Origin of the sequence: Kitasatospora griseola (assembly GCF_044999035.1) — a bacterium.
Lineage (GTDB): Bacteria > Actinomycetota > Actinomycetes > Streptomycetales > Streptomycetaceae > Kitasatospora > Kitasatospora griseola.
In genome coordinates this window covers 2,142,897-2,165,995 of sequence record NZ_CP173360.1, presented here as the reverse complement: position 1 = coordinate 2,165,995, position 23,099 = coordinate 2,142,897, and the positions used below count along the sequence as shown (strand labels likewise).

The following is a 23,099-nucleotide window of genomic DNA, read 5'->3' as shown; positions in this document are numbered from 1 at the left end:
ACGTCAACCCCAGCCCGTGCGAAACCTTCTGGAGAACGAGACCGCCATGAACGACGCCCACCTCGACCCCGCCCGCAAGCACGACTTCGTCTTCCTCGTCGAGGCCGTCGACAGCAACCCCAACGGCGACCCCGACGCCGGCGGAAGCCCCCGCACCGACCCCGTCTCCGGACAGGGCCTCATCACCGACGTCGCCATCAAGCGCAAGATCCGCAACACCGTCGCCATGCTCAACCAGCACCAGCCCAAGCCCGGCTACGACATCTACGTCGAAGCCGGCGTCGCCCTCAACAGCCAGCACGAACGCGCCTACACCGCCCTCGGCCCCAAGACCCAGCAGGCCGACGCCCGCACCTGGATGTGCCAGACCTTCTACGACATCCGAATGTTCGGCGCCGTCATGAGCACCGGCAAGAAGCCCGCCGGCCGCGTCCAGGGCCCCATGCAACTCACCTTCTCCCGCTCCATCGACCCGATCACCCCCCTGGAGATCGGCATCACCCGCGTCACCCCCACCAAGCAGGAAGACGTCGACGCGTTCAACAACCCCACCGAGGACAAGAAGGGCAAGGAGACCGAGATGGGCACCAAGCACATCGTCCCCTACGCCCTGTACCGCGGAGCCGGCCACTTCAGCGCCCCGCTCGCCGCCCGCACCGGCGTCACCAGCGACGACCTCGCCATGTTCTGGCGCGCCTTCGAGATCATGTTCGAACACGACCGCGCCGCCGCCCGCGGCAGCCTCGCGCTGCGCGGCCTCTACGTCTTCACCCACGACGACGCCTTCGGCCGCCTGCCCTCCCACACCCTCTTCGACCGCATCCGCATCAAGCAACTCCACGACGCCACCGCCCGCAACATCACCGACTACGGCCCCATCGACATCGACGAAACCGGCCTTACCGACGCCGGCGTCGCCTTCACCCGCATCGTCGGATGACCCACCCCAACCCCCGACCGGGAGACGGCGACCAACCCCAAGTCGCCCTCTCCTGGCTGGAGCACTACACCTACTGCCCCCGCCAGTGCGCCCTCATCGTCCTCGAGGACGCTTTCACCGACGACGCCGCCACCACCCGCGGAACCCTCCTCCACCAACGCGTCGACACCCCCGGCAACCGCGGACGCGGAACCATCCGCACCCTGCACGCCCTCCCCGTCTGGCACGACGGCCTCGGACTCACCGGAACCTGCGACACCGTCGAACTCCACGACAACGGCACCATCCTGCCCGTCGAACACAAATCAGGCCGCTACCACCCGGGCGGCCCCGCCGACGTCCAAGCAGCAGCCCAAGCCCTTTGCTTGCAACACATGTTCCAACAACCCGTACCCCACGCCGCGATCTACTCCGCAGCCGACCGACGACGCCACACCATCACCATCACCCCCGAACTCCACCAACGCGTCGAGGCCGCCACCCGAGCCGTCCGCCAACTCCTCACCACCCATCAACTACCGCCACCCACAACCGACAACCGCTGCCGCCGCTGCTCCATGGCCACCACCTGCATCCCCACCATCCTCACCCGCACCCGCCCCTACCAGCACGCCCTCACCGACCTCTACACCCTCCCCGACGAAGAACCCACATACCCATGACCCTCGAACTCCTCAACACCCTCTACGTCCAAACCCAAGGCACCGACCTCCGCCTCGACCAGGACTCCCTCCGTATCCACCTCCCCGACACCCCCGGCCGCAAGACCCTCCCCCTGCGACGCCTCGACGCCATCGTTCTCTACGGCCACATCAACCTCTCCACCGAACTCCTCACCCGCTGTGCCCAGGACGGACGTCCCATCACCTGGATGACCCGGGGCGGACGCTTCCAAGCACGCCTCGAAGGCCCTGTCCGTGGCAACGTTCTCCTGCGCCACGAACAACACCGCGCCCACACCGACCCCGACCAGCGACTCGCCATCGCCCGCAACACCGTCGCCGGAAAAATCCGCAACAGCCGCTGGATCCTGCTCCGCGCCGCCCGCGACACCAACCCGACCGCACAGACCCGCATCCGCGAAGCCGCCGCCAAACTCGCCGAAGCACTCACCGACACCCAGCACACGGACTCGCTCGACACCCTCATGGGCATCGAAGGCAACGCCGCCCGCAACTACTTCGCCGCCCTCCGCGACATACACCGGCCCACCGACGGAATCCCCGCCTTCACCCACCGCAACCGCCGCCCACCGACCGACCCCGTCAACGCCACCCTCTCCTTCACCTACGGACTGCTGCGTAACCTCGTCCACGGCGCCATCGAACAGATCGGCCTCGACCCCTACATCGGCTTCCTCCACGGCCTGCGCCCCGCGAAACCGGCCCTCGCCCTCGACCTGATGGAAGAATTCCGACCCGTCCTCGCCGTCCGATTCGCCCTCACCCTCCTCAACCGCCGAGAACTGAGGACCCATCACTTCGACACCCTCGCAGGCGGAGCCGTCAACCTCACCGAAGACGGCCGCAAAACGGTCCTCGCCGCCTGGCAGGAATGGAAGACCCAACCCTGGGAACACCCGGCAGCCGGCCGGACAGTCCCCGCCGCACTCCTCCCGGTCCTGCAGTGCCGCATCCTCGCCCGCCACATCCGAGGCGACCTCCCCGGATACCTACCCTGGACGGCCGGCTGATGGACCTGCTGCTCACCTACGACGTCGACACCACCACACCCGAAGGCCGCCGCCGGCTCCGGAAAGTCGCGAAGCTCTGCGAAGGCCACGGCCTGCGGGTCCAGAAGTCCGTCTTCGAGATCGCCGCGACCGACGTCGACCTCCTGCACCTCCTCAACGACATCGGCAACACCATCGACGGCAACACCGACAGCATCCGGATCTACCGCCTCCCGCACAACGGCTTCAACGACGTACGGACACTCGGCATCGCCCGAGTGCAAAGCCACCGTGAGGACCTCATCCTGTGACAGAGCACGGTTCGGAACCCCAAGTGCACACACGCCACGCGGATCGCACCGAAGCGTGATGTCCGAGTTGAGTGGAATCAGCCGGTGAACAGTCTCCGCATCGCAGTCACTCGGGACGTGTTCACCCTGGTTATATGCTGTGGCGGTCGTCCTTCGGGACGGCCGAGGATCGCAACCCATCCGGATCATGTGAACGACGGCGTCCAGCTCGGTGGCGGTCGTCCTTCGGGACGGCCGAGGATCGCAACTCGCGGGCGGCCCGCCAGTGCCGGGCGCTGACGGAGGTGGCGGTCGTCCTTCGGGACGGCCGAGGATCGCAACCTCGATGGGCGTTCCCTTGGCGTGATGTTCGGCAGTGGCGGTCGTCCTTCGGGACGGCCGAGGATCGCAACCCCTCGTACAGCACTGACACTGCCCCGGCTCGCCCGTGGCGGTCGTCCTTCGGGACGGCCGAGGATCGCAACTCTTCTCGTCGGCGATGTCATCGACATCGAGTCCGCGTGGCGGTCGTCCTTCGGGACGGCCGAGGATCGCAACCGCGGGGCGGTCGCCGAACGCGCCGGCGGCCGGGCGGTGGCGGTCGTCCTTCGGGACGGCCGAGGATCGCAACGCCTGCTCCTGCTGGACCTGGCGGGCCGTCACCTGGGGTGGCGGTCGTCCTTCGGGACGGCCGAGGATCGCAACCCGTCCGGGGTGCGGACCCCCTCGCGGTAGGGGATCGTGGCGGTCGTCCTTCGGGACGGCCGAGGATCGCAACTCCCGTACCCGCGCGCAGCAGATCGTCGAAGGCCGCAGTGGCGGTCGTCCTTCGGGACGGCCGAGGATCGCAACTCCAGGGCCGGGGAAGCATGGTCGATATCGTCCAGGGTGGCGGTCGTCCTTCGGGACGGCCGAGGATCGCAACGACCAGCCCGAGTCCGGGCGGCGGAACTCACCACGGGTGGCGGTCGTCCTTCGGGACGGCCGAGGATCGCAACGCGCGCCGATTCCGCCGCCGCCCGCACCGCCACCGGTGGCGGTCGTCCTTCGGGACGGCCGAGGATCGCAACCTGCCCGATGCCGACCGTAGTGCTCAGGCCCTCGCGGGTGGCGGTCGTCCTTCGGGACGGCCGAGGATCGCAACCTCGCCCTCGACGTTGGTGACGACGCCGAGGAGCGGGCGTGGCGGTCGTCCTTCGGGACGGCCGAGGATCGCAACGACGCGGTCACCGGGTGCCTCAGCCTCCGCCCGGCCGTGGCGGTCGTCCTTCGGGACGGCCGAGGATCGCAACAACCTCACCGCGCACACGGCCGCCTGACGGCCCGCCGTGGCGGTCGTCCTTCGGGACGGCCGAGGATCGCAACGCCTTGATCACCTCGCGGAGCTCGGCGGCGCCGAGTGGCGGTCGTCCTTCGGGACGGCCGAGGATCGCAACCTGGCTGCGCACCGCGAGCCCATCGCCGACAACATCGTGGCGGTCGTCCTTCGGGACGGCCGAGGATCGCAACAGGACCACCCTCGTGGCGCAGGTGCGTGCTGCGGAGGTGGCGGTCGTCCTTCGGGACGGCCGAGGATCGCAACGATCAGCAGCACCTCGAAGATGCCGTTGCGGCGGCGGCGTGGCGGTCGTCCTTCGGGACGGCCGAGGATCGCAACTTAGGGCCTGATCACCAGAGAGGCCGGGGCTCCTACGTGGCGGTCGTCCTTCGGGACGGCCGAGGATCGCAACATCCTCCGCATCCCCCTCGCGACCGCTGCCGTCGCCAGTGGCGGTCGTCCTTCGGGACGGCCGAGGATCGCAACACGCTCCTCGGTCGAGGTGTGGCAGGGGGAGGGCCGGTGGCGGCCGTCCTTCGCGACGGCCGAGGATCGCAACGTCACGGTCGCGACGGCGATGATCCCCGCGATCCTGGTGGCGGTCGTCCTTCGGGACGGCCGAGGATCGCAACGGCGTCGGTCTGAAGACGGATACCGTCGAAGCCCCATGTGGCGGTCATCCTTTGGGACGGCCGAGGATCGCAACCAGGGCACCCTGGTGACCGCGAAGGGCATCGGCACCGGTGGCGGTCGTCCTTCGGGACGGCCGAGGATCGCAACCTGACGGGCCGTCCGCTCCGGGCGCGGGCCGCCGCAGTGGCGGTCGTCCTTCGGGACGGCCGAGGATCGCAACCGTAGCGGCCCCGTCTACCGATTCCGCCGCACCGACGGGTGGCGGTTGTCCTTCGGGACGGCCGAGGATCGCAACCCGGACTGGCGCAAGGTCTTCCACGAGATGCTCGACGTGGCGGTCGTCCTTCGGGACGGCTGAGGATCGCAACTCCCGGTCCGAGCGCAGCTTCGCGACCGTGTCGTGGCGGTCGTCCTTCGGGACGGCCGAGGATCGCAACGCCGCCACGGGCACGACGTGGACCAGGTCGTGGATGGTGGCGGTCATCCTTCGGGACGAGGATCGCAACCTCGCTTCGACGCTCATCGACGGCGCGATCGGCGAGGTGGCGGTCATCCTCCGGGACGGCCGAGGATCGCAACTCCTTCTCGGTGGGCCCGGCCGGGCTGGTTGGCACGGGTGGCGGTCATCTTTCGGGACGGCCGAGGATCGCAACTACCTGGTGGGCGAGGTCACCTACGCGGTCCGCGGCGGTGGCGGTCATCTTTCGGGACGGCCGAGGATCGCAATCTCCGGATGGTGTAGTCGAGGAGGGCGTGGAGTCCCAGGTGACGGTCATCGACGGGTTGTTCAGGTCGTACAACCCGGAGCATGGGCAGAGCGATGGCGTCAAGCCTCGGACTGGTCCCCCGAGCGGGTCACAGCGAGCCCCGAGAATTTCGGTGAGACCGAAGGAAATAGATGGGGTCTGGGTTTGATGCGGCCATTTCTGGCTGACGTTCGGCTCGGGTCGAATTGATTTAACTCCGCGATGCCGGGTCTCTGTCCGGTGACGTCCTGGGCGATCCGCGGGAATCTCTGGATCCACGGCTGGAGTGGCGCTACCCTGGAGACATGAACGCCACCCGGACCCTCCGTCAAGCCCCTGGCCTGGGGACCAGCTGGGGACCACACGTCATGCGCGCTGGCGTGCGAGGTGCACGAAACGCGCTCATCTGCACACGCACGACGTGTGCGTGAGCGCATTTCAGGCAGGAATAGGGAGACCCTTCCTGCTGGGGGTCAAGGGGTCGCAGGTTCAAATCCTGTCGTCCCGACTGTGAAGTCGGTTGTGAGAGCGGGTACTTGGGAAACCGGGTGCCCGCTCTTTTGCTGTGGTGGTCGCAATGTGGTCGCGGACGCTCGTTCGCGTCATTTCAGGGGGCGCATCCGGGGGTGTGGGGCGCTTAGATGCAGTCGATATGCGGCTTTTGTCTGTTCAGTCGAGGTGACTGAGCGTAGTTTTTCGTTGAGTGGGCTTCTGCCCCGTGTCGAAGCGGCATGAGTTCCCGGAAGTGGGCATGCCTGTGGAGCCCGTGGCGTCAGGTGTGGTGGTGGCTCCGGGGCTGAGCGGATGTCAGTGATCGACCGGCCGGTCCGGCCGTTTGGCTGGTCCTTGCCGCGTTCTGGGCGGGCCCGGTGGACCAGGGTGGCTGTAGCCGTGCGGTTGTGTCAGGCCGCGTGACTGAACAGCGGGTTCGGCAAGGGACCGGCGAGGGCGTCGTCGCCGCAGTGGGTACGGGACTCGGCGAGGTGGAGCCTGGTTTCGATGGTGTGGACCGCGGCCATGGCGACGTCCCAGGTCAGATGGCTGTAGATGTTCGCGGTGGTCGACAGGGTGGAGTGCCGCAGGGTCTTGGAGATGACGGCCATGGGCACGTTGCCCTCCAGGGCGATGGTGGCGGCGAGGTGGCGCAAGTCGTGGATGGTGACGTGGGGGAGCCCGGCCTGTTCGCGCAGTTCGTGGAAGCGTCGGCGGACGGCGGCGGGGTGGAGGGGCTTGCCGTCGGTGTCCTGGAAGACGTGGCCGTTGCCCGGGGAGGTGTTCCTGGTCATCGCGCGTTCGAGGGCGGCGGCGACGCGGTCGGACAGGGGCACCCAGTTGCGGCTCTTCTTGGTCTTCGGTGCGGTCAGGACGAGTTCGTGGTTGTCGATCGCGGAGAGGGTGTGGCGGATGTACATGACGCGGTCGTCCAGTCGGACACACGGGCGCTGGAGGCCGAGGGCCTCTCCCTTGCGCAGGCCGGTGCCGATGATGACTTCGAAGAGGTCGGCGAAGGCGGGGTCGACGCCTCGGCAGTGACTCAGGAAGGCGACGGCCTGTTCCGCGGTCCAGGGGACGCGTTCGGCGGCTTGGGGCCTGCGCATGGGCAGGGGCTGGGCGGCGTTGTAGGGGAGGCGGTGGGTGCGCACGGCGGTGCCCAGGGCGCTGGAGAGGGTGGCGAGGCAGTGGTAGACGGCCTGGTGTCCGCGGCCGGCTTCGAGCTGCTGGTGGGTGTAGGCGGCGATGTGGTCGTGGGCGAGCTCCTCCAGGCGCATCTTGCCGAAGACGGGGATGAGTTCGCAGAGTACGTAGGTGCGGTAGCGGGCGTAGGTGGTGGGCTTGAGCAGGAACTCCATGCTCTTGAGCCACTTGGTGAGGTAGGCGGCGACCGTCTCGTGGGGGTCGGCGTCGAAGCCCAGCTTCCGGCCTTCGAGGAGGCGTCGAAGTGCCGTCTCGGCGGTCCAGGCGTCCTCGAACCCGCCGCGCCGTATGGTGCGCCTGCGGCTGTTGAGGGAGGGGATGTCGACGGCGAACGTCCACGTGCCGTGCTTCTCCTCGGCCAGGCGTGGGCACTTCGCGCCGAGCTGACGCCGGGTGGCATCGCGGCACCCGCATCGGCGGTAGACCCGGCCTGGTCGTCCTGACCTGCGCACTCCGTGTACCTCCTGTGGCTGTGACTCATTGATCAGTTCACGGAGGCTATCTGCGCCGCGATCGGATGACCGTCTGCGACCACCATGCGATCACCAACGTGGAGATGGAGCTCTGACCTGCGGTTCACGGTGAGGACCCGCTGGGCGCGCCAATGGACGGGCAGGCTGCCGTGGTGCCCGTCATGGTCGATGCGGGCACGCGGAACCGTCACCGTACGTGACTACCGGGGCCCTGTTCCGAAGGCCCGTCCAGGTGGCATGGGGAGTGCTTCCTGCCCCCCGACGCGGCTACGCAGCGTGAACGGCCCGTCGGGTTGGCCAGCCCTGCGCAGCCTTGGGCCGAAGTGAGTGGCCCGCCGAGGTCGGGGTGCCCTGATCCGCGATCGGTAGTTGCGGCAGGCGACTTACGACCTGGTGCGTGATTGCGTTGGGGGTGCGAGGGCCTGAGCGGTGGCGTTGTTCCGGTGGTAGCGGTGCGGTCGGAGACGAGGCCGGCGATGGCGAGATAGGTGTCCGGGAGGGCGTCTCGCCGGTGGGTCCAGCGGGTCAGGCCTTTCCATCGCTTGTGGTCGGCGAGGGCGTGTTCGACGGGAATCCGCTGGGACGAGTGCCGGTGGCGGCCGGCGGCTCGGCACCGACCGAGGCGCGTACGGGTGCCGCAGCGACGCCGCTCGATGTCCGGCTCGCCTCCCTGGCCGCGGAACCCCCCGCGGTGTAACGTTTCGATCAAGCAGTCGTGGTTCCGAAGTTCTCGCCCGCGGTCACATGCCGTGGGCGTTCTTGCTGTTCGACGCCTCTCCGGACCACGGCGATCACCTCCGGGCCCGCACCAGTGGGCGCGACCAGTTCCCACGAAGGGCAAGCGCATGGCGACCGGCACCGTGAAGTGGTTCAACGCCGAGAAGGGCTTCGGCTTCATCGAGCAGGACGGCGGCGGCCCCGACGTGTTCGCCCACTACTCCAACATCGACGCCCAGGGCTTCCGTGAGCTCCAGGAGGGCCAGAAGGTGACCTTCGACGTCGTGCAGGGCCAGAAGGGCCCGCAGGCGGAGCACATCCGCCCCGCCTGACCTCCAGACATGAGCGGGTGCCCCGCACGGGTCCGTGTGCGGGGCGCCTCTTTGTCTCCGCCGCGCGAGTCGTACCTTCCTTTGTGGCCGTACCCGGAGATTCGTAGGGTGAGCTGACATCGGCGTGGGCCAGGTGGCCCGTCCGGGCTGGAGTGCTGGGGCCGATGGGTGGCGCAGAGGGCAACGGCGGCCTGACCCACGTCCCCTGGTGACGGCGGCCACCCGGAATTCCCCACGGACGGCCAGTTGTGGATGTAACCGTGGGTGACCGCGGTCCAGCTCGATGGCGTTAGCCGCGACCCGCGCGGCCGACTGTTCGGTCGGCATTGGGGGCGAGTCCTTCGTGTACCGGTCCGGTGCGTGCCCGCCAGCCCCATGGATCACGCCCCCGCGGCCGTTTCCTCGCTGCTGCCCGTGTGCCAGGTGACGGTGCTATCGGGCTGTTCGCGGGTGGTGCGGAACGCGTTGACCGGGTGGTCGGGGTCGGGGTGGCCGAAGGAGATGCCGGCCACCACGCGCCGGTTGTCCGGGATGCCGAAGTGGTCGCGGAGGAAGTCGGAGTAGGCGGCGAGGGCGGCCTGCGGTGCCGCGGCCAGGCCGAGGCTGTGGGCGGCGAGCAGGAAGGTGTTGATGTAGAGGCCGCAGTCGACGGCGCCGTACACGCCGAGATCGGCCTCGGTGGTGATGATCGCGACGTGGGGTGCGTCGAACAGCTCGAAGTTGCGGAGCAGTTGGCGCAGGGTCCGCTCGTGGTCGCCCTTGGCGATGCCGAGGCTGCCGTACAGCTGAAGCCCGCACTCGCGCCGGCGCTGGCGGTAGGCGCCGGTGTACTGGGCGGGGAAGGGGAAGTCGGGGGCGGCCGGGTGGCTTTGAACGTGGGCCATCAGCTGGCTGCGCAGGCGTTCGGTCGCGGCGCCTTCGGTGAGGTGCACGTGCCAGGGCTGGGTGTTGCACCAGGAGGGGGTGCGCTGGGCCAGGTGCAGCAGCCGCTCGATGGTGTCCCGGGGGACGGGGTCGGGTCGGAACTGGCGGCAGGTGAAGCGGTCGGTGAGGATCCGGCTGAGCGCCTCGTGCAGGTCGGTGCCGGTGCCGGGGTGGGTGCTGGTCGGGCTCAAGGGTGGCCTCCGCCGGAACTGTCGGTCTCGTTTCGAGACCGCACATTAGCCGGGCCGGTCTTGTTTTGGAACCGCGGGGGTAGAGTCGGGGCGTGCGTTACGAAGACCTCGCCGACCTGCCGTGCTCGATCACGCGCCCGCTGGTGATCCTCGGCGACCGCTGGACGCTGCTGATCCTGAAGGCCTCGTTCGCGGGCGTCCGCCGGTTCAACGCCTTCCAGAGCGCACTCGGGATCTCCCGCAGCCGGCTGCAGGACCGTCTCGCCCGACTCGTCGAGCACGACATCCTTGCCCGGCGGCAGGCCGACGACGGCGACCACGTCGAATACCGCCTGACCCGCAAGGGCCACGACACCTACCCGATCCTCATGGCGATCAGGGACTGGGGCGACACCTACATGGCCCCCGACGGGCCGCCCGCGCACTACCGCCACCACGACTGCACCGGCGAGGCCCACGCCAGACTCACCTGCGACGCCTGCGGAACCGACGTCACCGCACACGACATCGCACCCGAGCCGGGACCGGGCATCCTCGCACACCTCGGCCGGCCGGGGCCCGGCCAGTCCGCCGACGGACAGCCCGGCTGATCAGACGCGCCTCCGCGAGAGCGCCGCGCCGAGCCGCCGATCTGCCCTGACCACGCGTTGTGACATCCGCGGCCAGATGACTCCCCATCAAGTGACCACGAGCGGGGAATCCGAACTGGCCACCAACAATCTCAGCGGGTCGTGGTGTCCGGGTCCGCGTGCTCGGTCTGTCCTGTTGGGCCGTGTGCTCGTGGTCGTGTCGCCAGGACTGTGATCTCGTCGCCGAGCCGCACGGTGCCCAGGCGGTCGCCGCGCAGGCCCTCGGGCCGTTCTGGGACCATGCTGAGTCAGAAAGCGAGCGTTCTGCCGTACCGGTGGTGGCGCGCGAGCGCGCGGAGCGGGCGGGCTCCTCGGCGTTCGCCGGTCTCCTGGTCGAGGGTGATCACCACGCACCGTCCGCACAGTTCGGCGGTGCGGAAGACCACGTCGCCCACCTTGATTCGGTGCCAGGTGTCCTCCTCCCACGGCTCGGTGCCGGTGACGACGAGGTTGGGGCGGAAGCGGCTCATCGGCAGCGGCCCGGCCTGCGGCTCTGACGTCGGGTGGTCCTGGGCGAGATGTTGGTTGAGGGCGGCTAGTGAGGCGGTGGTGGTCAGGTGCACCGGGTAGCCGTCGACCATGCTGGTGGTGGCGTCAGGTGGTCCTCCACCGAGATGGATCGTGCGGCTGGTGGCGGGGGCGGCCAGGTGCAGCAGGCGGACGTCGCCGAGGCGCTCGCGGAACCACGCTTGGACCTCCTTGGTGGTCTCCACGGTGGGGAAGGTGCTTCCGAAGAGGATGCCTTGTGCTGCCGGGCCTGCGTGGGCGTGCGGTGGAGGCACTCGGATGCGGGCGCGCCCCTGGGGTCGCTGATGGTCAGTGAGCCGTCGGGGTGCAGCTCGGTGCGGTACCGGGCGAGGGCGGGGTTGTCGTGCTGGGTCACGGCCCGACCGGTCGGGTCGGCGAGCATCCAGCGGCGGTCTCCGGCGAGGCCCCGCGATTGGACTGCGGCGGTGTCCGGGCTGTAGCGGTGGGTCGATTTGACGGGGTAGATGTGAAGGGCGGTCAACTGGGGCATGTCCCGGTCCTGCGGGTCGGTGGGGAGTGCCACGCCGGGTACGGCGGGACGGTCCGCCGCCGGGCGGCGGCGAACCGTCTTCGGCCCTGCGGCGGTCCGCTCGATCACGCCGCTGCCGGCGGTGTGTCAGGCGGAGCCGGTCATGCGGGCTGGACGCAGTACAGGGCGGTGCGGGCGGTGTCGGCGTCGGTGCCGGGTGCGCCGGTGATCCGGATCCGGGCCTGCTCGCCCGCGAGCAGTGTCAGCAGGCCCTGGTCGGCGACCGCCTCGGGTGCCAACCGGTCCGCCTGCAGGAGCAGGTCGCGGACGAGGGTGTGGGCGGTGACGACGACGTCGAGGGCGCTGTCGTCGTCGGCCACCGGCTCGACGGTGACGTCGAACTCGGGCTGCCCGTAGTCGAATTCCTTGTCGGACACCGGGAAGTGCACCGCGCGCAGGCCGTCGGCGTCGGCGGCCAGGAACTCCTTGGTCGAGCCGGCCGCCGGGGTCAGCGCACCCGGTACGGGCAGGCGCAGCACCGAGCGGGCTTCGACGGTCACCGGGATGTCGGTGGTCGTGGTGCTGGTGCCGTCGGCTGAGACCCGGCGCAGGGTGACGACAGTGTTCCAGGGCTGGGCCGCCTGGTTGGCGAGGGCGAGGGTGGGGGTGGCCTCGTCGTCGGTGTTCGGTTGGACGGTGACGAGCCGGTCGGCGTAGACGCGGCGCAGTTCGTACCAGAGGGGCTTGAGGCGGCCGTCGCCGTCGATGGCGGCCCAGGAGGAGACGGGCCAGCAGTCGTTGAGCTGCCAGACGACGGTGCCCGCGCAGCGGGGCCAGTGGGAGCGCCAGTGTTCGATGCCGGCGGAGACGGCGCGGGCCTGGACGACCTGGGTGAGGTAGTGCCAGCGGTCGAAGTCGGCGGGGAGGTCGAAGTGGCGGGCGACGCCGCGGTCGAGCTTGCCGTTGCCGTCCTCGGCCTTCTGGTGGTGGAGCATGCCGGGCGAGTCGGCGGCGAGTTCCTCGGTGGGCAGGGCTCGGCGCAGGGTGGCGTGGGCGGGCGGGGCCTGCCAGCCGAACTCGGCGACGAAGCGGGGGACGGTGGCGCGGTACTCGGCGTAGTCCTGACGGTTCCACACTTCCCAGGAGTGGTGGGTGCCGTGGTCGACGTCGTTGGGGTGGTGGTCCCAGCTGCCGGACCAGGGGCTGCCTGCCGTGTAGGGGCGGGTGGGGTCGAGTTCGGCGACGATCCGGGGCAGCAGGCCGAGGTAGTAGACCTCGCCCCAGGAGTCGGTGGCGAGGTCTTCCTCCCAGCCCCAGTCACGGAAGCCCCACAGGTTCTCGTTGTTGCCGTTCCACAGCACGAGGGAGGGGTGCGGCATCAGGCGGACGACGTTCTCGCGGGCCTCGGCCTCGATCTCGCCGCGCAGCGGCTGTTCCTCGGGGTAGGCGGCGCAGGCGAAGAGGAAGTCCTGCCAGACCATCAGGCCGAGTTCGTCGCAGGTGTCGTAGAAGGCTTCGTTCTCGTAGATGCCGCCGCCCCAGATCCGCACGAGGTCGATGTTGGCTTCGGCGGCGCGGGTGAGGCGGTCCTTGTAGCGTTCGGAGGTGACCCGGGTGACCAGGGTGTCGTCGGGGATCCAGTTGACGCCGCGGGCGAAGAGGCGGACGCCGTTGACGACCAGGGTGAAGCCGCTGCCGTGCTCGTCGGCGGAGGTGTCGAGTTCGACGGTGCGGAAGCCGATGCGGCGCTGCCAGGTGTCGAGCGGGCCCTGTGCGTCGGCGAGCGTGACGTCGAGTTCGTGGAGGGCTTGGTCGCCGTAGCCGCGCGGCCACCAGAGGGCGGCGTCGGGGACCTCCAGGACGAGGACGGCGGTGTCCTGGCCGGCCGGGACGGTGACCGCGGCGGTGTGCTCGCCGATGGTGGCGGTGGCGGTGAGTTCGAGGTCGGTTCCGGTGGCGGTGCGCTCGAGGTCGAGGTGGAGTTCGACGGTGCCGGTGGTGCCGGTGACGGTGGCGTGGGGGCGGACGCGGGCCAGTCGGGCGGTGCTCCACCGCTCGATCCGGGCGGGGCGCCATATGCCGGCGGTGGGCAGGGTCGGGCCCCAGTCCCAGCCGAAGCTGCTGGCCATCTTGCGGATGTACTGGAAGGGCTCGGGGTAGACGTTGGGCCGGTCGCCGACCAGGGCGCGCACGCGCTCGGCCTCGCGGTAGGCGCTGGTGAAGTGGACCGCCAACTCGCCGGTGAGGCCGGTGGCGTCGAAGCGGTAGCTGCGGTGCATGTTACGGGTGTTGCCGAGTTCGGTTCCGCCGTAGGTGATGGTGGCGGCGGTGTCGAGGCCATCGAAGACCAGGTCGGTGCGCTCGTGCGGGGTGCCGTGGGCAGGCAGGTCCAGGGTGTAGGTCCAGTCCTGGCGGCCGACCCAGGCGACCCTGGTCTCGTTGGTCTCCAGGAACGGGTCCGGGATGAGGCCGGCGGCGAGCAGGTCGGTGTGGACGCAGCCGGGCACGACGGCGGGCAGCTGGTTCCCCGCGTGGTGCAGGGTCCAGCCCTGGTCGAGCTGGGTGACGTCCTTCATCGTGCGGCTCCATTCGCTGTGGGGTGGTTCCGGGGCTGGCGGGAGCAACCGTAACCCGCCGCGCCATCCCTGTCCATAAACCGGTTAGGTTTAGCTTGCGAGCTTAACTAAACGCGAACATCCCTTGTAAAAGCATGTTCTGACCCCAGATTGACTCGTCGAGCATCCGATGCCTAGCCAAGCGCAAGCATCCGGTCTTTACCGGTTCATCTTGGGTTGGGGTGCGGGAAGCGGGAGTCAGCGCCCGAGTCTGCGCTGGGACTGGGCCCATCGCTTGTTGAGATCGGCGAAGTAGCCGACCTGGTCTCCCGGGGCCGCGCCGCGGGCGATGTCGACCAGCCCTCGGCGGTAGTCGGGCGAGCTCAGCCCGATCCGGGCGTCCTTGTCGATCGCGCTCACCAGGGCGGCCTTGTCCTGGGTCTGCGTCATGATGCGCACTCCGCATTCGTCGAAGGCCTTGAGGGCCGGTGGCAGCGGGGTGCCCTTGACCGTGGAGATGGCCTGCTCCGCCTGGGCGCTGCCGGACTTGGTCAGGTACCGGTCGATCCAGGCCCGGGCGGCGGCCTTGTTCTTGGAGTGCGCGCTGACCGCGTACTTGTAGTCGGGCTGGACGACGGTGCAGAAGTGAGACTTGGACAGGGCCGGGAACGGCATGTAGGCGATGTCGTCGGGGTTGTGGCCGGCGGCCTTGGCGGCCTTCTGCATCTGTGGGATCGCCCAGGAGCCGAGGAACATCGCACCGATCTTCCCCGTGCCCATCAGGGTCTTGGAGTCCTCCCAGTCGGTGGCGGTGGGATCGGGCTCGTTCAGCTGCTCGAGGGCCGCGCTGTAGAGCAGGCCGTCGATGGCGTGGAGGTCCCTGCCCGGGCTCCAGGGGTCCAGGGTGGCGGCGAGGGCGTCACGGGCGGAGTTGCTGCAGCCCGGTCCGCCGATGTGGTCGGATCATCGCCGAAGCGGCCATCCGTCGTGGTAATTGGTGTAGTAGGGGATGGCCTCGGTCTTCGCCTTGATGGCCTTGAGGGCGCCGATGAACTGTTCGGGGGACTGCGGCCACTCGGTGACGCCGGCCTGCTCCCGGACGGCCTTGTTGTAGACGAAGCCGGTGGCGATGCCGATGTTCGCTAGGCCGTACACCTGGTGTGCCACCGTGGCGTACTCGGTGAAGTCGAAGGTCTGCGCGAGCTTGTCCGCGGAGCCGAGGGGCGCGAAGTAGGCCGGGTACTGACTGAGGGTCATGCTGTTGGGGATCAGCAGCACGTCGCCGTAGTCGCCGCTGTCCAGCCGGACGCCGATCCCGCCTTCGTAGTCGGTGAGGGCCTCAAACCGGACCCTGACGTCCGGGTACGCCTTCCGGAACCGGTCCGCGTACTTCTTGAGCGTCCCGTCCGAGAGTTGATCGACGCGGTTGGTCAGGACCTTGATCTCGCCGGAGACGAGGGTGTCGCCGCCGTCGGGAGGCGGGGCACCGTCGCCCCCGCTCCCGCAGGCCGTCAGCAGCATCGCCGTCGCGACGGCGACGGCCACCCACCCTGTGCGCATTCGCTCGTCCTTCGCGCCGGTCGTCGGGGGGATCGGTGCGGGCCGCCGGAGCAGCGGGCAGGAGTACGCGGCGCGTGACGCCAAAGGACCCAGGCCTGCAGCCGGCGGGCCCGGCGGTGCGCGGATCGGGTACCGGCCATCCCGGAGGCAGGACCGCGCCGGGGCGGCCACCTCGCGCACGCTCCGCTGCCTGCTGGATTAACCGATTAATGCCGGAAACGCTATGTCCGCCTTCTCGTCAATGTCACTAGGAGATTAACCGGTTCCTATCAATGCCCAGGTTGGCTACTGCGGACGGCCAGGCCCGTAGTAGCTTGGGAGCGCAAGGTCTGCCTCATCGGTTCAGAAGGGTCCTCGTGGATCAGGTGTCCCCGCAGCAGAGTCCGGCCGCGCGGCGGCCCACGATCGCCGACATCGCCAAGATCGTCGGCGTGTCGAAGGTCTCCGTCTCCAATGCGCTCAACGGCCAGCCGGGCGTCTCGGAGGCGACGCGGGCCCGGATCGCGGAGGTCGCCGAGGAGATCGGGTTCGTGCGCAACAGCGCCGCCCGGGCGCTGAGCGGCGCGAAGTCCTCCGCGGTGGGCCTGGCGCTGGCGCGGCCGGCCCGGATGCTCGGAACCGAGCCGTTCTTCATGGAGCTCATCGGCGGGATCGAGAGCGTCCTGTCCGAGGCGTCCTACTCACTGGCGCTGCAGGTGGTCGCCGACCACGAGCGCGGCCTGGAGGCCTACCGGCGGTGGTGGGGCGCGCGGCAGATCGACGGCGCGATCCTGGTCGACCTGCGGGAGGACGACGCCCGCGTGCCGGCCCTGGAGGAGATCGGCCTGCCGACGGTCGTGATCGGTCACCCGTCCGGTTCCGGCGGCCTGACCCCGGTGTGGTCGGACGACTCCGCGGCGGTCCGCGAGACGCTGGAGTACCTGGCGGCGCTGGGTCACCGGCGGGTCGGCCGGGTCGCCGGGCTCACGGGCCTGGTGCACACCTCGCTGCGCGACGCGGCATTCACGGCCGTGTGCGAGGAGCTCGGGCTGGAGGCCGTTCCGGTCGTCCACACCGACTACACCGGCTTGGAGGGCGCACGGGCGACGCGGCGCCTGCTGCTCTCCCCCGAGCGGCCCACCGCGATCCTCTACGACAACGACATGACGGCGGTCGCCGGCCTGTCGGTTGCCCAGGAGATGGGGCTCCAAGTGCCCGGGGACCTGTCGATCGTCGCCTGGGACGACTCCCCCCTGGTCCAGGTGGTCCGGCCTCCGCTCACCGCGCTGACCCGGGACATCCACGCCTACGGCGCGCACGCCGCCCGGACCCTGCTGGCGCTGATCGCGGGCGGGAGGAGCGAGGGCTACGAGGACGCCGCTCCGCAGCTGACGCCCCGCGGGAGCACCGCGGCACCGCCGGCTTGATCGGTCCCGCCCCCGGGACGGGCCGGACTCACGGCTGCCGCGGCGGCGGGCCGGTGGTCCCGCGCGGGACCAGTTCGGGGGTGCCGGAGATGCGGGACTCGGCCCGCCCGGTGTCCAGGAGTTCGAGCAGGCACCTGGCTACCTCCGAGCCGAAGGCGAACGGGTCGTGGCTGAGGGCGGACAGGCCCGGTCTGGTGATCCGGCACAGGTCCGAGTCGTCCCAGGCGACCAGCGACAGGTCCTCGGGGACCCGCAGGCCCAGCTCGGCGGCCACCGCCAGGCCGGCCACGGCCATGATGTCGTTGTCGTAGACGATCGCGGTGGGCCGGTCGGCGGAGGCAAGCAACTCCCGGGTGGCGCGGGCGCCCTGATGTGCCGACAGGTCGGTGACCACGGTGCGGTGGTCCTCCAGGGACAGTTCGACGGCGATGTCTTCGAACGCCTGCGAGCGGACCAGTGCGCTGCCGAGCTTGGCGGGGCCCGCGATGTGGGCGATCCGCCGGTGCCCGAGAACGGCCAGGTAGCGCACCGCCTCCGTGATGGCCGCCGCCTCGTCGCTCCAGACCGCCGGGAAGGGGCCGCTGTGGTCGGGGTGGGTGACGGCGACCACGGGCATGCCCAGGCGGTGGGTGGGCTCGATCCGGGGGTCGTCCGCGGTCACCCCAGTCAGGACCGCCCCGTTGACCTGGCCGGACTGCCACCACTGCTTGTAGAGGGCGATCTCCATCTCCCGGCTGGTGGTCAGGTGCAGCAGCAGGGAGCAGGGCCGTTCCGACAGAACGTGCTCGATGCCGCCGATGAGGGCCATGTGGAGTGCGTCGAGTCCCTCGTCCACGGCTTCGCGGCTGATCGCCATGCCGATGGTGTGCACCTGCGGACCGCGGGCCAGCGAACGGGCGGCGAGATTGGGGGACCAGCCGAGCTCTCGGGCGGCCTCGGTGATGCGGCGGCGGGTCTCCTGCGAGACGCCGGGCCGGTCGTTGAGGGCGAGCGAGACGGCACCGGCGGAGACCCCGGCGCGAGCGGCGACGTCTCGGATCGTCACCCGGTGCGGCATGCTGTTCCCCTCTGACGGCTGGCGGGCCTGCGGCACGTTTCCACGTGTTCCGGGTCCCATCCTGTCAGGTCGCGCAGCAGCGGCAGGCGCCCGTTCGCCTCGGGTCAGCCCTCGGGTGGCGGGGCCTTCTCCGCCGATCCCCGCACGATCAGGCGGGTGGGGATCTGGACGCGGCGGCTCGGGCCGGTGTCACCGCGCAGCCGGTCGAACACCACGCCGGCGGCGCTCCTGCCGAGGGCCGTGGGGTCTTGGGCGACAACGGTCAGGCCTGGAGTGAGCAGCGCGGCGAGTTCGAGGTCGTCGAACCCCGGCAGGGCAGGCCTCGCGTCGTGGTGGGCGAGGACGCCGAGGGCTGCCGTGGTGATCCGGTTGTTGGCGGTCAGCAGCGCGGTGACGGGCTTGGGCCCCTCCAGCAGGCGGGCGAGGGATCGCGCGATCTGGGCAGGGGTGGTCGGGCCGGTGGCGATCCAGCGTTCGTCCACCGGCAGGTTCGCCTCGTCCATCGCCTGGCGGTAGCCGCGCAGCCGCTCCGCGCAGGTGTGGATGCCGGGCAGGTCGCCGACGAATCCGATCCGGCGGTGTCCGTGACGGATCAGGTGGGTGACGTCGTGGCGGGCGCCGCCCGCGTTGTCGCTGAGGACGGCGTCGATGGCCGCGGCGGGCCGGTCCAGGAACACCACCGGTGTGCCCGAGGCGATCTCCGGTGACAGGTAGGAGTGGTCGGCGCCGGCGGGCACGATGAGCAGGCCGTCGACCCGGCGCGCGCAGAAGGCGGTGGCCAGCTCGCGCTCGCGCTCTCCGTCCTCCGCGCTGGACCCGGTGAACAGCAGGCAGCCCTGCTCGACGGCCACCTCCTCGACCGTGCGGGCCAGGAGCGAGGAGAACGGGTCGCCGATGTCCTCCAGGAACAGCGCGATGCTCGCGGTGTGGCCGGTGCGCAGCAGGCGGGCGGTGTCGTTTCGGCGGAATCCCAGCTCGGCGATCGCGGCTCGGACCCGCTCGGCCATCGCGGGGGTAACGCCGCTCTCGCGGTTGACGACCCGGGAGACGGTCTTGAGGCTGACACCCGCTCGCGTGGCGACGTCGTTCATGGTCGGTCTGGTGCCGTGTCTGCTGGTGCTCATCGGTGGTGGGAGGCCGGCGGCCGTCCGGGCCCGGCACCTCCGTCTCCTCTCGGTCCGCGGGACGGTCCTTCGCGGGTGACGCGGTGGAGGCCCCGTCAGCGGTGGGCGGGGAGTGCGGGGCGGGCGAGGGCAGCGGCGCCGACCAGGCCCGCGTCGGTGCCCAGGTGCGCGCGCACCAGGCGCAGTCCGCGGGTGAAGGAGAGGGTGGCGTAGGAGGCGAGGTGGCGGGCGAGCGGGTCGCAGAGGACGGAGCCGGCCTTGGCGACGCCGCCGCCGATCACCGCGGCGTCGAGTTCGACGAGGCTGGCGGTGGCGGCGATGCCGGCCGCCAGGGCCCGGGCGGCGCGGTCGTAGGCGGTCAGGGCGAGTGGGTCGCCGGCCCGGGCCGCGATGGCGACGGCGCCCGCGGTGGCGTCGCCGTCCGGGCCGGGGCGCCAGCCGAGTTCGGCGGCGGTGCGGGCGATGGCGGTGCCGGAGGCAAGTCCTTCGAGGCAGCCGCGGGAGCCGCAGGGGCAAGGGCGGCCGCCGTAGTCGATGCTGATGTGCCCGAGGTGTCCGGCGTTGCCGGTGGTGCCGGTGTGGAGGCGGCCGTTGAGGACGAGGCCGGCGCCGACACCGGTGGAGACCACCAGGCACAGGGCGTTGCGGAAGGGCCGGGCGGCTCCGCGCCAGTGTTCGGCGGCGGTCATGGCCACGGCATCGCCGCCGAGGACGACGGGCAAGTCGCGGACGGCGGGGTGCTCGGCGGCCTCGGACCGCAGCGGGAAGCCGCGCCAGCCGGGGAGGTTGACCGGGCTGACGGTGCCGGCGGCGATGTCGACGGGGCCGGCACTGCCGATGCCCAGCGCCCGTACGTGCTGCCAGGCGGGGAGGCGGGCGAGGTCGTCGAGGACGTGGTCGACGGCGGTCATCAGCTCGTGGCGGTCGCCGTCGGCGGGGGTGGGCACCTGGAGCTGGTGGAGCAGGGTGCCGTCGGTGTCGACCAGGCCGCCCGCGATCTTGGTGCCGCCGATGTCGAGGGCCGCGATCAGCGGTCCTGCGGGGATGCCACCCGGTGCTGACCCGGCTGTGATCGCGGCACCAGCCATTTCGTAACTCATTGTAACTTCTCCGCGTGTCTGACTAGGGGGCGCCGCAGTGCTGGACCGGGTGCCGCCGGGGCGTTCCCGGCGATTCTGACCCTCGCTGACAACGTTGTCCAGGCACCCTCGATCGCAGTCGGATAACAGAGCCGATCCACTGATGAGTTAGGCAAAGTTTTAGTAAAAACGGCCTTGATCGGTAACAAAACTGGTGGATATCAAAGTTGACCGCTCTATGGACATGGCAGCAAAGTGACGTCTACGTTAAGCGTCCAGCAGCCAGGGAGGCCGGTCAGGTCCGCTGGATGTCGCTTCCCCCGTGTTCAGAAGACGATCAGCGCGAAGGATGGGCGAGATGCGAAGAGGATGGGTGGCCGTTGCGGCCGCGACCATGGTGGTGCTCACGGCGTGTAGCAGCAATGGCGGCAGCAGCGCTACCTCGGTCCCGACGGTCAACTCCGACCCGACCAAGGTGTCCGGCTCCATCACGGTCCTGACGAACCGTACGGACCAGCTGGGCGACGGCACCCTGGACAAGTACGCCGCCGAGTTCACCAAGCTCTACCCGAACGTCAAGGTGAAGTTCGAGGGCATGAAGGACTACGAGGGCGAAGTCAAGATCCGCATGAACACCGAGAACTACGGTGACGTGCTGCCGATCCCCTCGGACCTGTCGATCGCTCAGTTCCCCAACTTCTTCTCGCCGTTGGGTGAGGCCGCCGAGCTGTCCAAGCAGTACCAGTGGACCGACTACTCGACGGTCAGCGACAAGGTCTACGGCATAGCCAACTACGGCACCGTGACCGGCTTCGTCTACAACAAGAAGGTCTGGGCGGACGCCGGCGTCACCGAGTGGCCGAAGACCCCCGAGGAGTTCACCGCCGCGCTGAAGGCCATCAAAGCCAAGGGCGCCGCGACCCCGTACTACACCAACTACCACGACGGCTGGCCGCTGCGGCAGTGGACCGACGCGGTCAGCTCCCCCAGCTGCGACCCCAAGGCCAAGGACGCGATGGCCACCACGCCGCTGCCGTGGACCAGCGGCAACGACATCTTCACCATCGACAGCCTGCTCTACTCGGTGGTCAGCGAGAAGCTCTCCGAGACCGACCCGACCACCACCAACTGGGACAACTCGAAGGTTCTGCTGGCCACCGGCAAGATCGGCTCGATGTACCTCGGCTCCTGGTCCATCTCCCAGGTGCGCGACGCCGCCGCCAAGGCCGGCGCGAACCCGGACGACATCGGCTACATGCCGTTCCCGTCCACCACCGGCAAGCCCTGCACCGTCCTGCAGCCGGACTACAAGTACGCGATCAACAAGCACTCCAAGAACCAGGAGGCGGCCCGCGCCTGGATCGACTGGTTCATCAACAAGTCCGGCGCCGCCCAGAACGAGCAGGGCATCTCCTCCGTCAAGGGCACCGAACTGCCCAGCGCCCTCAAGCCCTTCACCGAGAAGGGCGTGCAGATGATCGGCCAGAACCAGGAGCAGCTGGCCAAGGTCAAGAAGATCGACAAGGGAGCGGAGATCAACCTGGATGCCCCCGACTACCGGCAGAAGCTGGTCGACATCGCCCGCGGCGCCGCCCCCGGCGACCAGAAGAGCTACTTCGCCGAGCTCAACAAGAAGTGGTCCGAGTCGCAGAAGACGGTCGGCTGACCCACCCGGGAACCGAGCGGCACGGCCCGCGCCCACCCGCCCTGACATCAGGGCCGGGCCGTGCCGCTCACCGGACGCCAGGACCAACGAAGGAACGAAGATGACTGCACTGCAGAGGGACCGGGGCACCGCACAGCCCCCCGCGCGGACCGCCTCCGCCGCCGACGCCGCCCCTGCCCGCAAAGGCCGCGCCACCCGACGCAAGGGTGTCCGCCGGCACTGGTGGTTCACGCCATGGCTCTACCTGCTGGTACCGCTCGGGTTGCTGACCGCCTTCACCTACCTGCCGATCGCCGACATGCTCGGCTACAGCTTCACCGACTGGGACGGCATCAGCCCTGAGAAGAACAACGTCGGCCTGGAGAACTACACCGACCTGTTCACCCGCCCCGAGCTGTTCAAGGTGTTCCTCGTCAGCGGCGTCTACCTGATCGCCGCGGTGCTGCAGATCTGCCTGGCGCTCTACTTCGCCACCGTGCTCAGCTTCAACACGAAGTTTCGCAACCTCTTCAAGGGCATCCTCTTTTTCCCCTACCTGATCAACGGCGTGGCGATCGGGTTCGTCTTCCTCTACTTCTTCCGCCCCCACGGCACCCTGGACTCCCTGCTCGCACTCCTCGGCATCCACGACGACCACCTCTGGATGGGCGACCCGGACCTGGTCAACAAGTCCCTGGCCGGCGTGTCGGTCTGGCGCTACACCGGCCTGAACCTGGTGCTCTTCCTCGGCGCCATCCAGTCCATCCCGCCGCACCTCTACGAGGCCGCCGCCCTGGACGGGGCCAACCGCTGGCAGCAGTTCCGCCACATCATCGCGCCCAGCATCAAGCCCGTCATCAGCCTCAGCGCGATCCTCGCCGTCTCCGGCTCGCTCGCCGTCTTCGAGATCCCGTACATCATGACCGGCGGCGCCAACGGCTCGCAGACCTTCGTCATCCAGAGCATCAACATGGCCTTCAAGTTCGACAAGTTCGGCCTCGCCTCGGCCAGCGCCGTGGTCCTGCTCGTCCTGATCCTGCTCGTCACCTGGATCCAGCGCCGCCTGGTGCCGGAGGAGAGGGTGGAACTCTCGTGACCACCGACCCCGTCACCCCC

The 23,099-nt window shown here is 69.6% G+C and carries 16 protein-coding genes, 2 pseudogenes and 1 CRISPR repeat array; of the genes and pseudogenes, 9 read left to right on the top strand and 9 right to left on the bottom strand.

All coding sequences use genetic code 11. From position 1 onward, the window contains the following. Positions 1 to 16 precede the first annotated feature (16 nt). From cas7c to cas2, 4 genes are read left to right on the top strand one after another with little or no spacing between them, the layout of a single operon-like run. Positions 17 to 940, top strand: a complete 924-nt coding sequence (gene cas7c, locus ACI1MP_RS09820; RefSeq protein WP_404868378.1) for a type I-C CRISPR-associated protein Cas7/Csd2 — start codon at positions 17 to 19, stop codon at positions 938 to 940. Continuing rightward, entirely contained in the window at positions 937 to 1,602 is a 666-nt protein-coding gene (cas4, locus tag ACI1MP_RS09815; RefSeq protein ID WP_404868377.1) for a CRISPR-associated protein Cas4, read from the top strand. The genes cas7c and cas4 overlap by 4 nt, the downstream gene beginning before the upstream one ends. Next, complete coding sequence (gene cas1c / locus ACI1MP_RS09810) at positions 1,599 to 2,633, top strand: type I-C CRISPR-associated endonuclease Cas1c (RefSeq protein ID WP_404868376.1); 1,035 nt, start codon at positions 1,599 to 1,601, stop codon at positions 2,631 to 2,633. The genes cas4 and cas1c overlap by 4 nt, the downstream gene beginning before the upstream one ends. After that, the gene (gene cas2 / locus ACI1MP_RS09805) at positions 2,633 to 2,923 is read left to right on the top strand and encodes a CRISPR-associated endonuclease Cas2 (protein ID WP_404868375.1); all 291 of its coding nucleotides are present in this window, start codon (positions 2,633 to 2,635) and stop codon (positions 2,921 to 2,923) included. Before cas1c ends, cas2 begins: the two co-directional genes overlap by 1 nt. Before the next feature lie 139 nt (positions 2,924 to 3,062). Continuing rightward, a CRISPR array of direct repeats spans positions 3,063 to 5,290; the repeat unit is 37 nt; unit sequence GTGGCGGTCGTCCTTCGGGACGGCCGAGGATCGCAAC. A gap of 1,211 nt (positions 5,291 to 6,501) precedes the next feature. Here cas2 and ACI1MP_RS09800 read toward each other — a convergent pair. After that, the gene (locus ACI1MP_RS09800; protein ID WP_404868374.1) at positions 6,502 to 7,746 is read right to left on the bottom strand and encodes a tyrosine-type recombinase/integrase; all 1,245 of its coding nucleotides are present in this window, start codon (positions 7,744 to 7,746) and stop codon (positions 6,502 to 6,504) included. A gap of 866 nt (positions 7,747 to 8,612) precedes the next feature. Here ACI1MP_RS09800 and ACI1MP_RS09795 point away from each other — a divergent pair. Continuing rightward, positions 8,613 to 8,816: a cold-shock protein gene (locus tag ACI1MP_RS09795; RefSeq protein ID WP_224277403.1), complete on the top strand. Its 204-nt coding sequence runs from the start codon at positions 8,613 to 8,615 to the stop codon at positions 8,814 to 8,816. A gap of 380 nt (positions 8,817 to 9,196) precedes the next feature. Here the strand turns inward: ACI1MP_RS09795 and ACI1MP_RS09790 are convergent, their stop codons facing one another. After that, positions 9,197 to 9,931 (bottom strand): nitroreductase, encoded by a 735-nt coding sequence (locus ACI1MP_RS09790; RefSeq protein ID WP_404868373.1) that lies wholly within the window; start codon positions 9,929 to 9,931, stop codon positions 9,197 to 9,199. Between the two features lie 92 nt (positions 9,932 to 10,023). Here ACI1MP_RS09790 and ACI1MP_RS09785 point away from each other — a divergent pair, with 92 nt between their 5' ends. Then, positions 10,024 to 10,521 carry a winged helix-turn-helix transcriptional regulator gene (locus ACI1MP_RS09785; RefSeq protein WP_404868372.1) on the top strand — a complete coding sequence of 166 codons (498 nt, stop codon included), beginning with the start codon at positions 10,024 to 10,026 and terminating at the stop codon, positions 10,519 to 10,521. A 287-nt stretch (positions 10,522 to 10,808) separates the two neighbouring features. Here the strand turns inward: ACI1MP_RS09785 and ACI1MP_RS09780 are convergent, their stop codons facing one another. The 4 genes and pseudogenes from ACI1MP_RS09780 to ACI1MP_RS09765 all read right to left on the bottom strand — a co-directional run bounded on the left by ACI1MP_RS09780 (position 10,809) and on the right by ACI1MP_RS09765 (position 15,633). Then, a complete protein-coding gene (locus ACI1MP_RS09780; protein ID WP_404868371.1) occupies positions 10,809 to 11,273 on the bottom strand; it encodes an MOSC domain-containing protein in 465 nt (154 codons plus the stop codon). 95 nt (positions 11,274 to 11,368) lie between these two features. Continuing rightward, a pseudogene (locus ACI1MP_RS09775) lies at positions 11,369 to 11,578 on the bottom strand (MOSC N-terminal beta barrel domain-containing protein); the annotation flags it as partial. A gap of 140 nt (positions 11,579 to 11,718) precedes the next feature. Then, a complete protein-coding gene (locus ACI1MP_RS09770; RefSeq protein ID WP_404868370.1) occupies positions 11,719 to 14,133 on the bottom strand; it encodes a glycoside hydrolase family 2 protein in 2,415 nt (804 codons plus the stop codon). Positions 14,134 to 14,370: 237 nt separating this feature from the next. Continuing rightward, positions 14,371 to 15,633, bottom strand: a pseudogene (locus ACI1MP_RS09765) (ABC transporter substrate-binding protein). A gap of 404 nt (positions 15,634 to 16,037) precedes the next feature. On the opposite strand from ACI1MP_RS09765, the gene ACI1MP_RS09760 reads away from it, so the two are divergent. Then, the gene (locus ACI1MP_RS09760) at positions 16,038 to 17,078 is read left to right on the top strand and encodes a LacI family DNA-binding transcriptional regulator (protein WP_404870787.1); all 1,041 of its coding nucleotides are present in this window, start codon (positions 16,038 to 16,040) and stop codon (positions 17,076 to 17,078) included. Between the two features lie 28 nt (positions 17,079 to 17,106). Here the strand turns inward: ACI1MP_RS09760 and ACI1MP_RS09755 are convergent, their stop codons facing one another. The 3 genes from ACI1MP_RS09755 to ACI1MP_RS09745 form a co-directional block, all read right to left on the bottom strand. Then, entirely contained in the window at positions 17,107 to 18,135 is a 1,029-nt protein-coding gene (locus ACI1MP_RS09755) for a LacI family DNA-binding transcriptional regulator (RefSeq protein ID WP_404868369.1), read from the bottom strand. Between the two features lie 104 nt (positions 18,136 to 18,239). Beyond that, positions 18,240 to 19,226: a LacI family DNA-binding transcriptional regulator gene (locus ACI1MP_RS09750; RefSeq protein WP_404868368.1), complete on the bottom strand. Its 987-nt coding sequence runs from the start codon at positions 19,224 to 19,226 to the stop codon at positions 18,240 to 18,242. Between the two features lie 128 nt (positions 19,227 to 19,354). Beyond that, positions 19,355 to 20,347, bottom strand: a complete 993-nt coding sequence (locus ACI1MP_RS09745; RefSeq protein ID WP_404868367.1) for an ROK family protein — start codon at positions 20,345 to 20,347, stop codon at positions 19,355 to 19,357. Positions 20,348 to 20,696: 349 nt separating this feature from the next. Between ACI1MP_RS09745 and ACI1MP_RS09740 the strand changes: the two genes are divergently transcribed. After that, the gene (locus ACI1MP_RS09740; RefSeq protein ID WP_404868366.1) at positions 20,697 to 22,004 is read left to right on the top strand and encodes an extracellular solute-binding protein; all 1,308 of its coding nucleotides are present in this window, start codon (positions 20,697 to 20,699) and stop codon (positions 22,002 to 22,004) included. A gap of 100 nt (positions 22,005 to 22,104) precedes the next feature. Further along, entirely contained in the window at positions 22,105 to 23,079 is a 975-nt protein-coding gene (locus ACI1MP_RS09735) for a carbohydrate ABC transporter permease (RefSeq protein WP_404868365.1), read from the top strand. Positions 23,080 to 23,099: the final 20 nt, after the last annotated feature.

Excerpts from the sequence above, each read along its gene's own strand:
- cas4 (WP_404868377.1), top strand. The coding sequence starts at position 937 with ATGACCCACCCCAACCCCCGACCGGGAGACGGCGACCAACCCCAAGTC.
- cas1c (WP_404868376.1), top strand. The coding sequence starts at position 1,599 with ATGACCCTCGAACTCCTCAACACCCTCTACGTCCAAACCCAAGGCACC.
- cas2 (WP_404868375.1), top strand. The coding sequence starts at position 2,633 with ATGGACCTGCTGCTCACCTACGACGTCGACACCACCACACCCGAAGGC.
- ACI1MP_RS09795 (WP_224277403.1), top strand. The coding sequence starts at position 8,613 with ATGGCGACCGGCACCGTGAAGTGGTTCAACGCCGAGAAGGGCTTCGGC.
- ACI1MP_RS09770 (WP_404868370.1), bottom strand. The coding sequence starts at position 14,133 with ATGAAGGACGTCACCCAGCTCGACCAGGGCTGGACCCTGCACCACGCG.
- ACI1MP_RS09755 (WP_404868369.1), bottom strand. The coding sequence starts at position 18,135 with ATGCCGCACCGGGTGACGATCCGAGACGTCGCCGCTCGCGCCGGGGTC.
- ACI1MP_RS09750 (WP_404868368.1), bottom strand. The coding sequence starts at position 19,226 with ATGAACGACGTCGCCACGCGAGCGGGTGTCAGCCTCAAGACCGTCTCC.
- ACI1MP_RS09745 (WP_404868367.1), bottom strand. The coding sequence starts at position 20,347 with ATGGCTGGTGCCGCGATCACAGCCGGGTCAGCACCGGGTGGCATCCCC.
- ACI1MP_RS09740 (WP_404868366.1), top strand. The coding sequence starts at position 20,697 with ATGCGAAGAGGATGGGTGGCCGTTGCGGCCGCGACCATGGTGGTGCTC.
- ACI1MP_RS09735 (WP_404868365.1), top strand. The coding sequence starts at position 22,105 with ATGACTGCACTGCAGAGGGACCGGGGCACCGCACAGCCCCCCGCGCGG.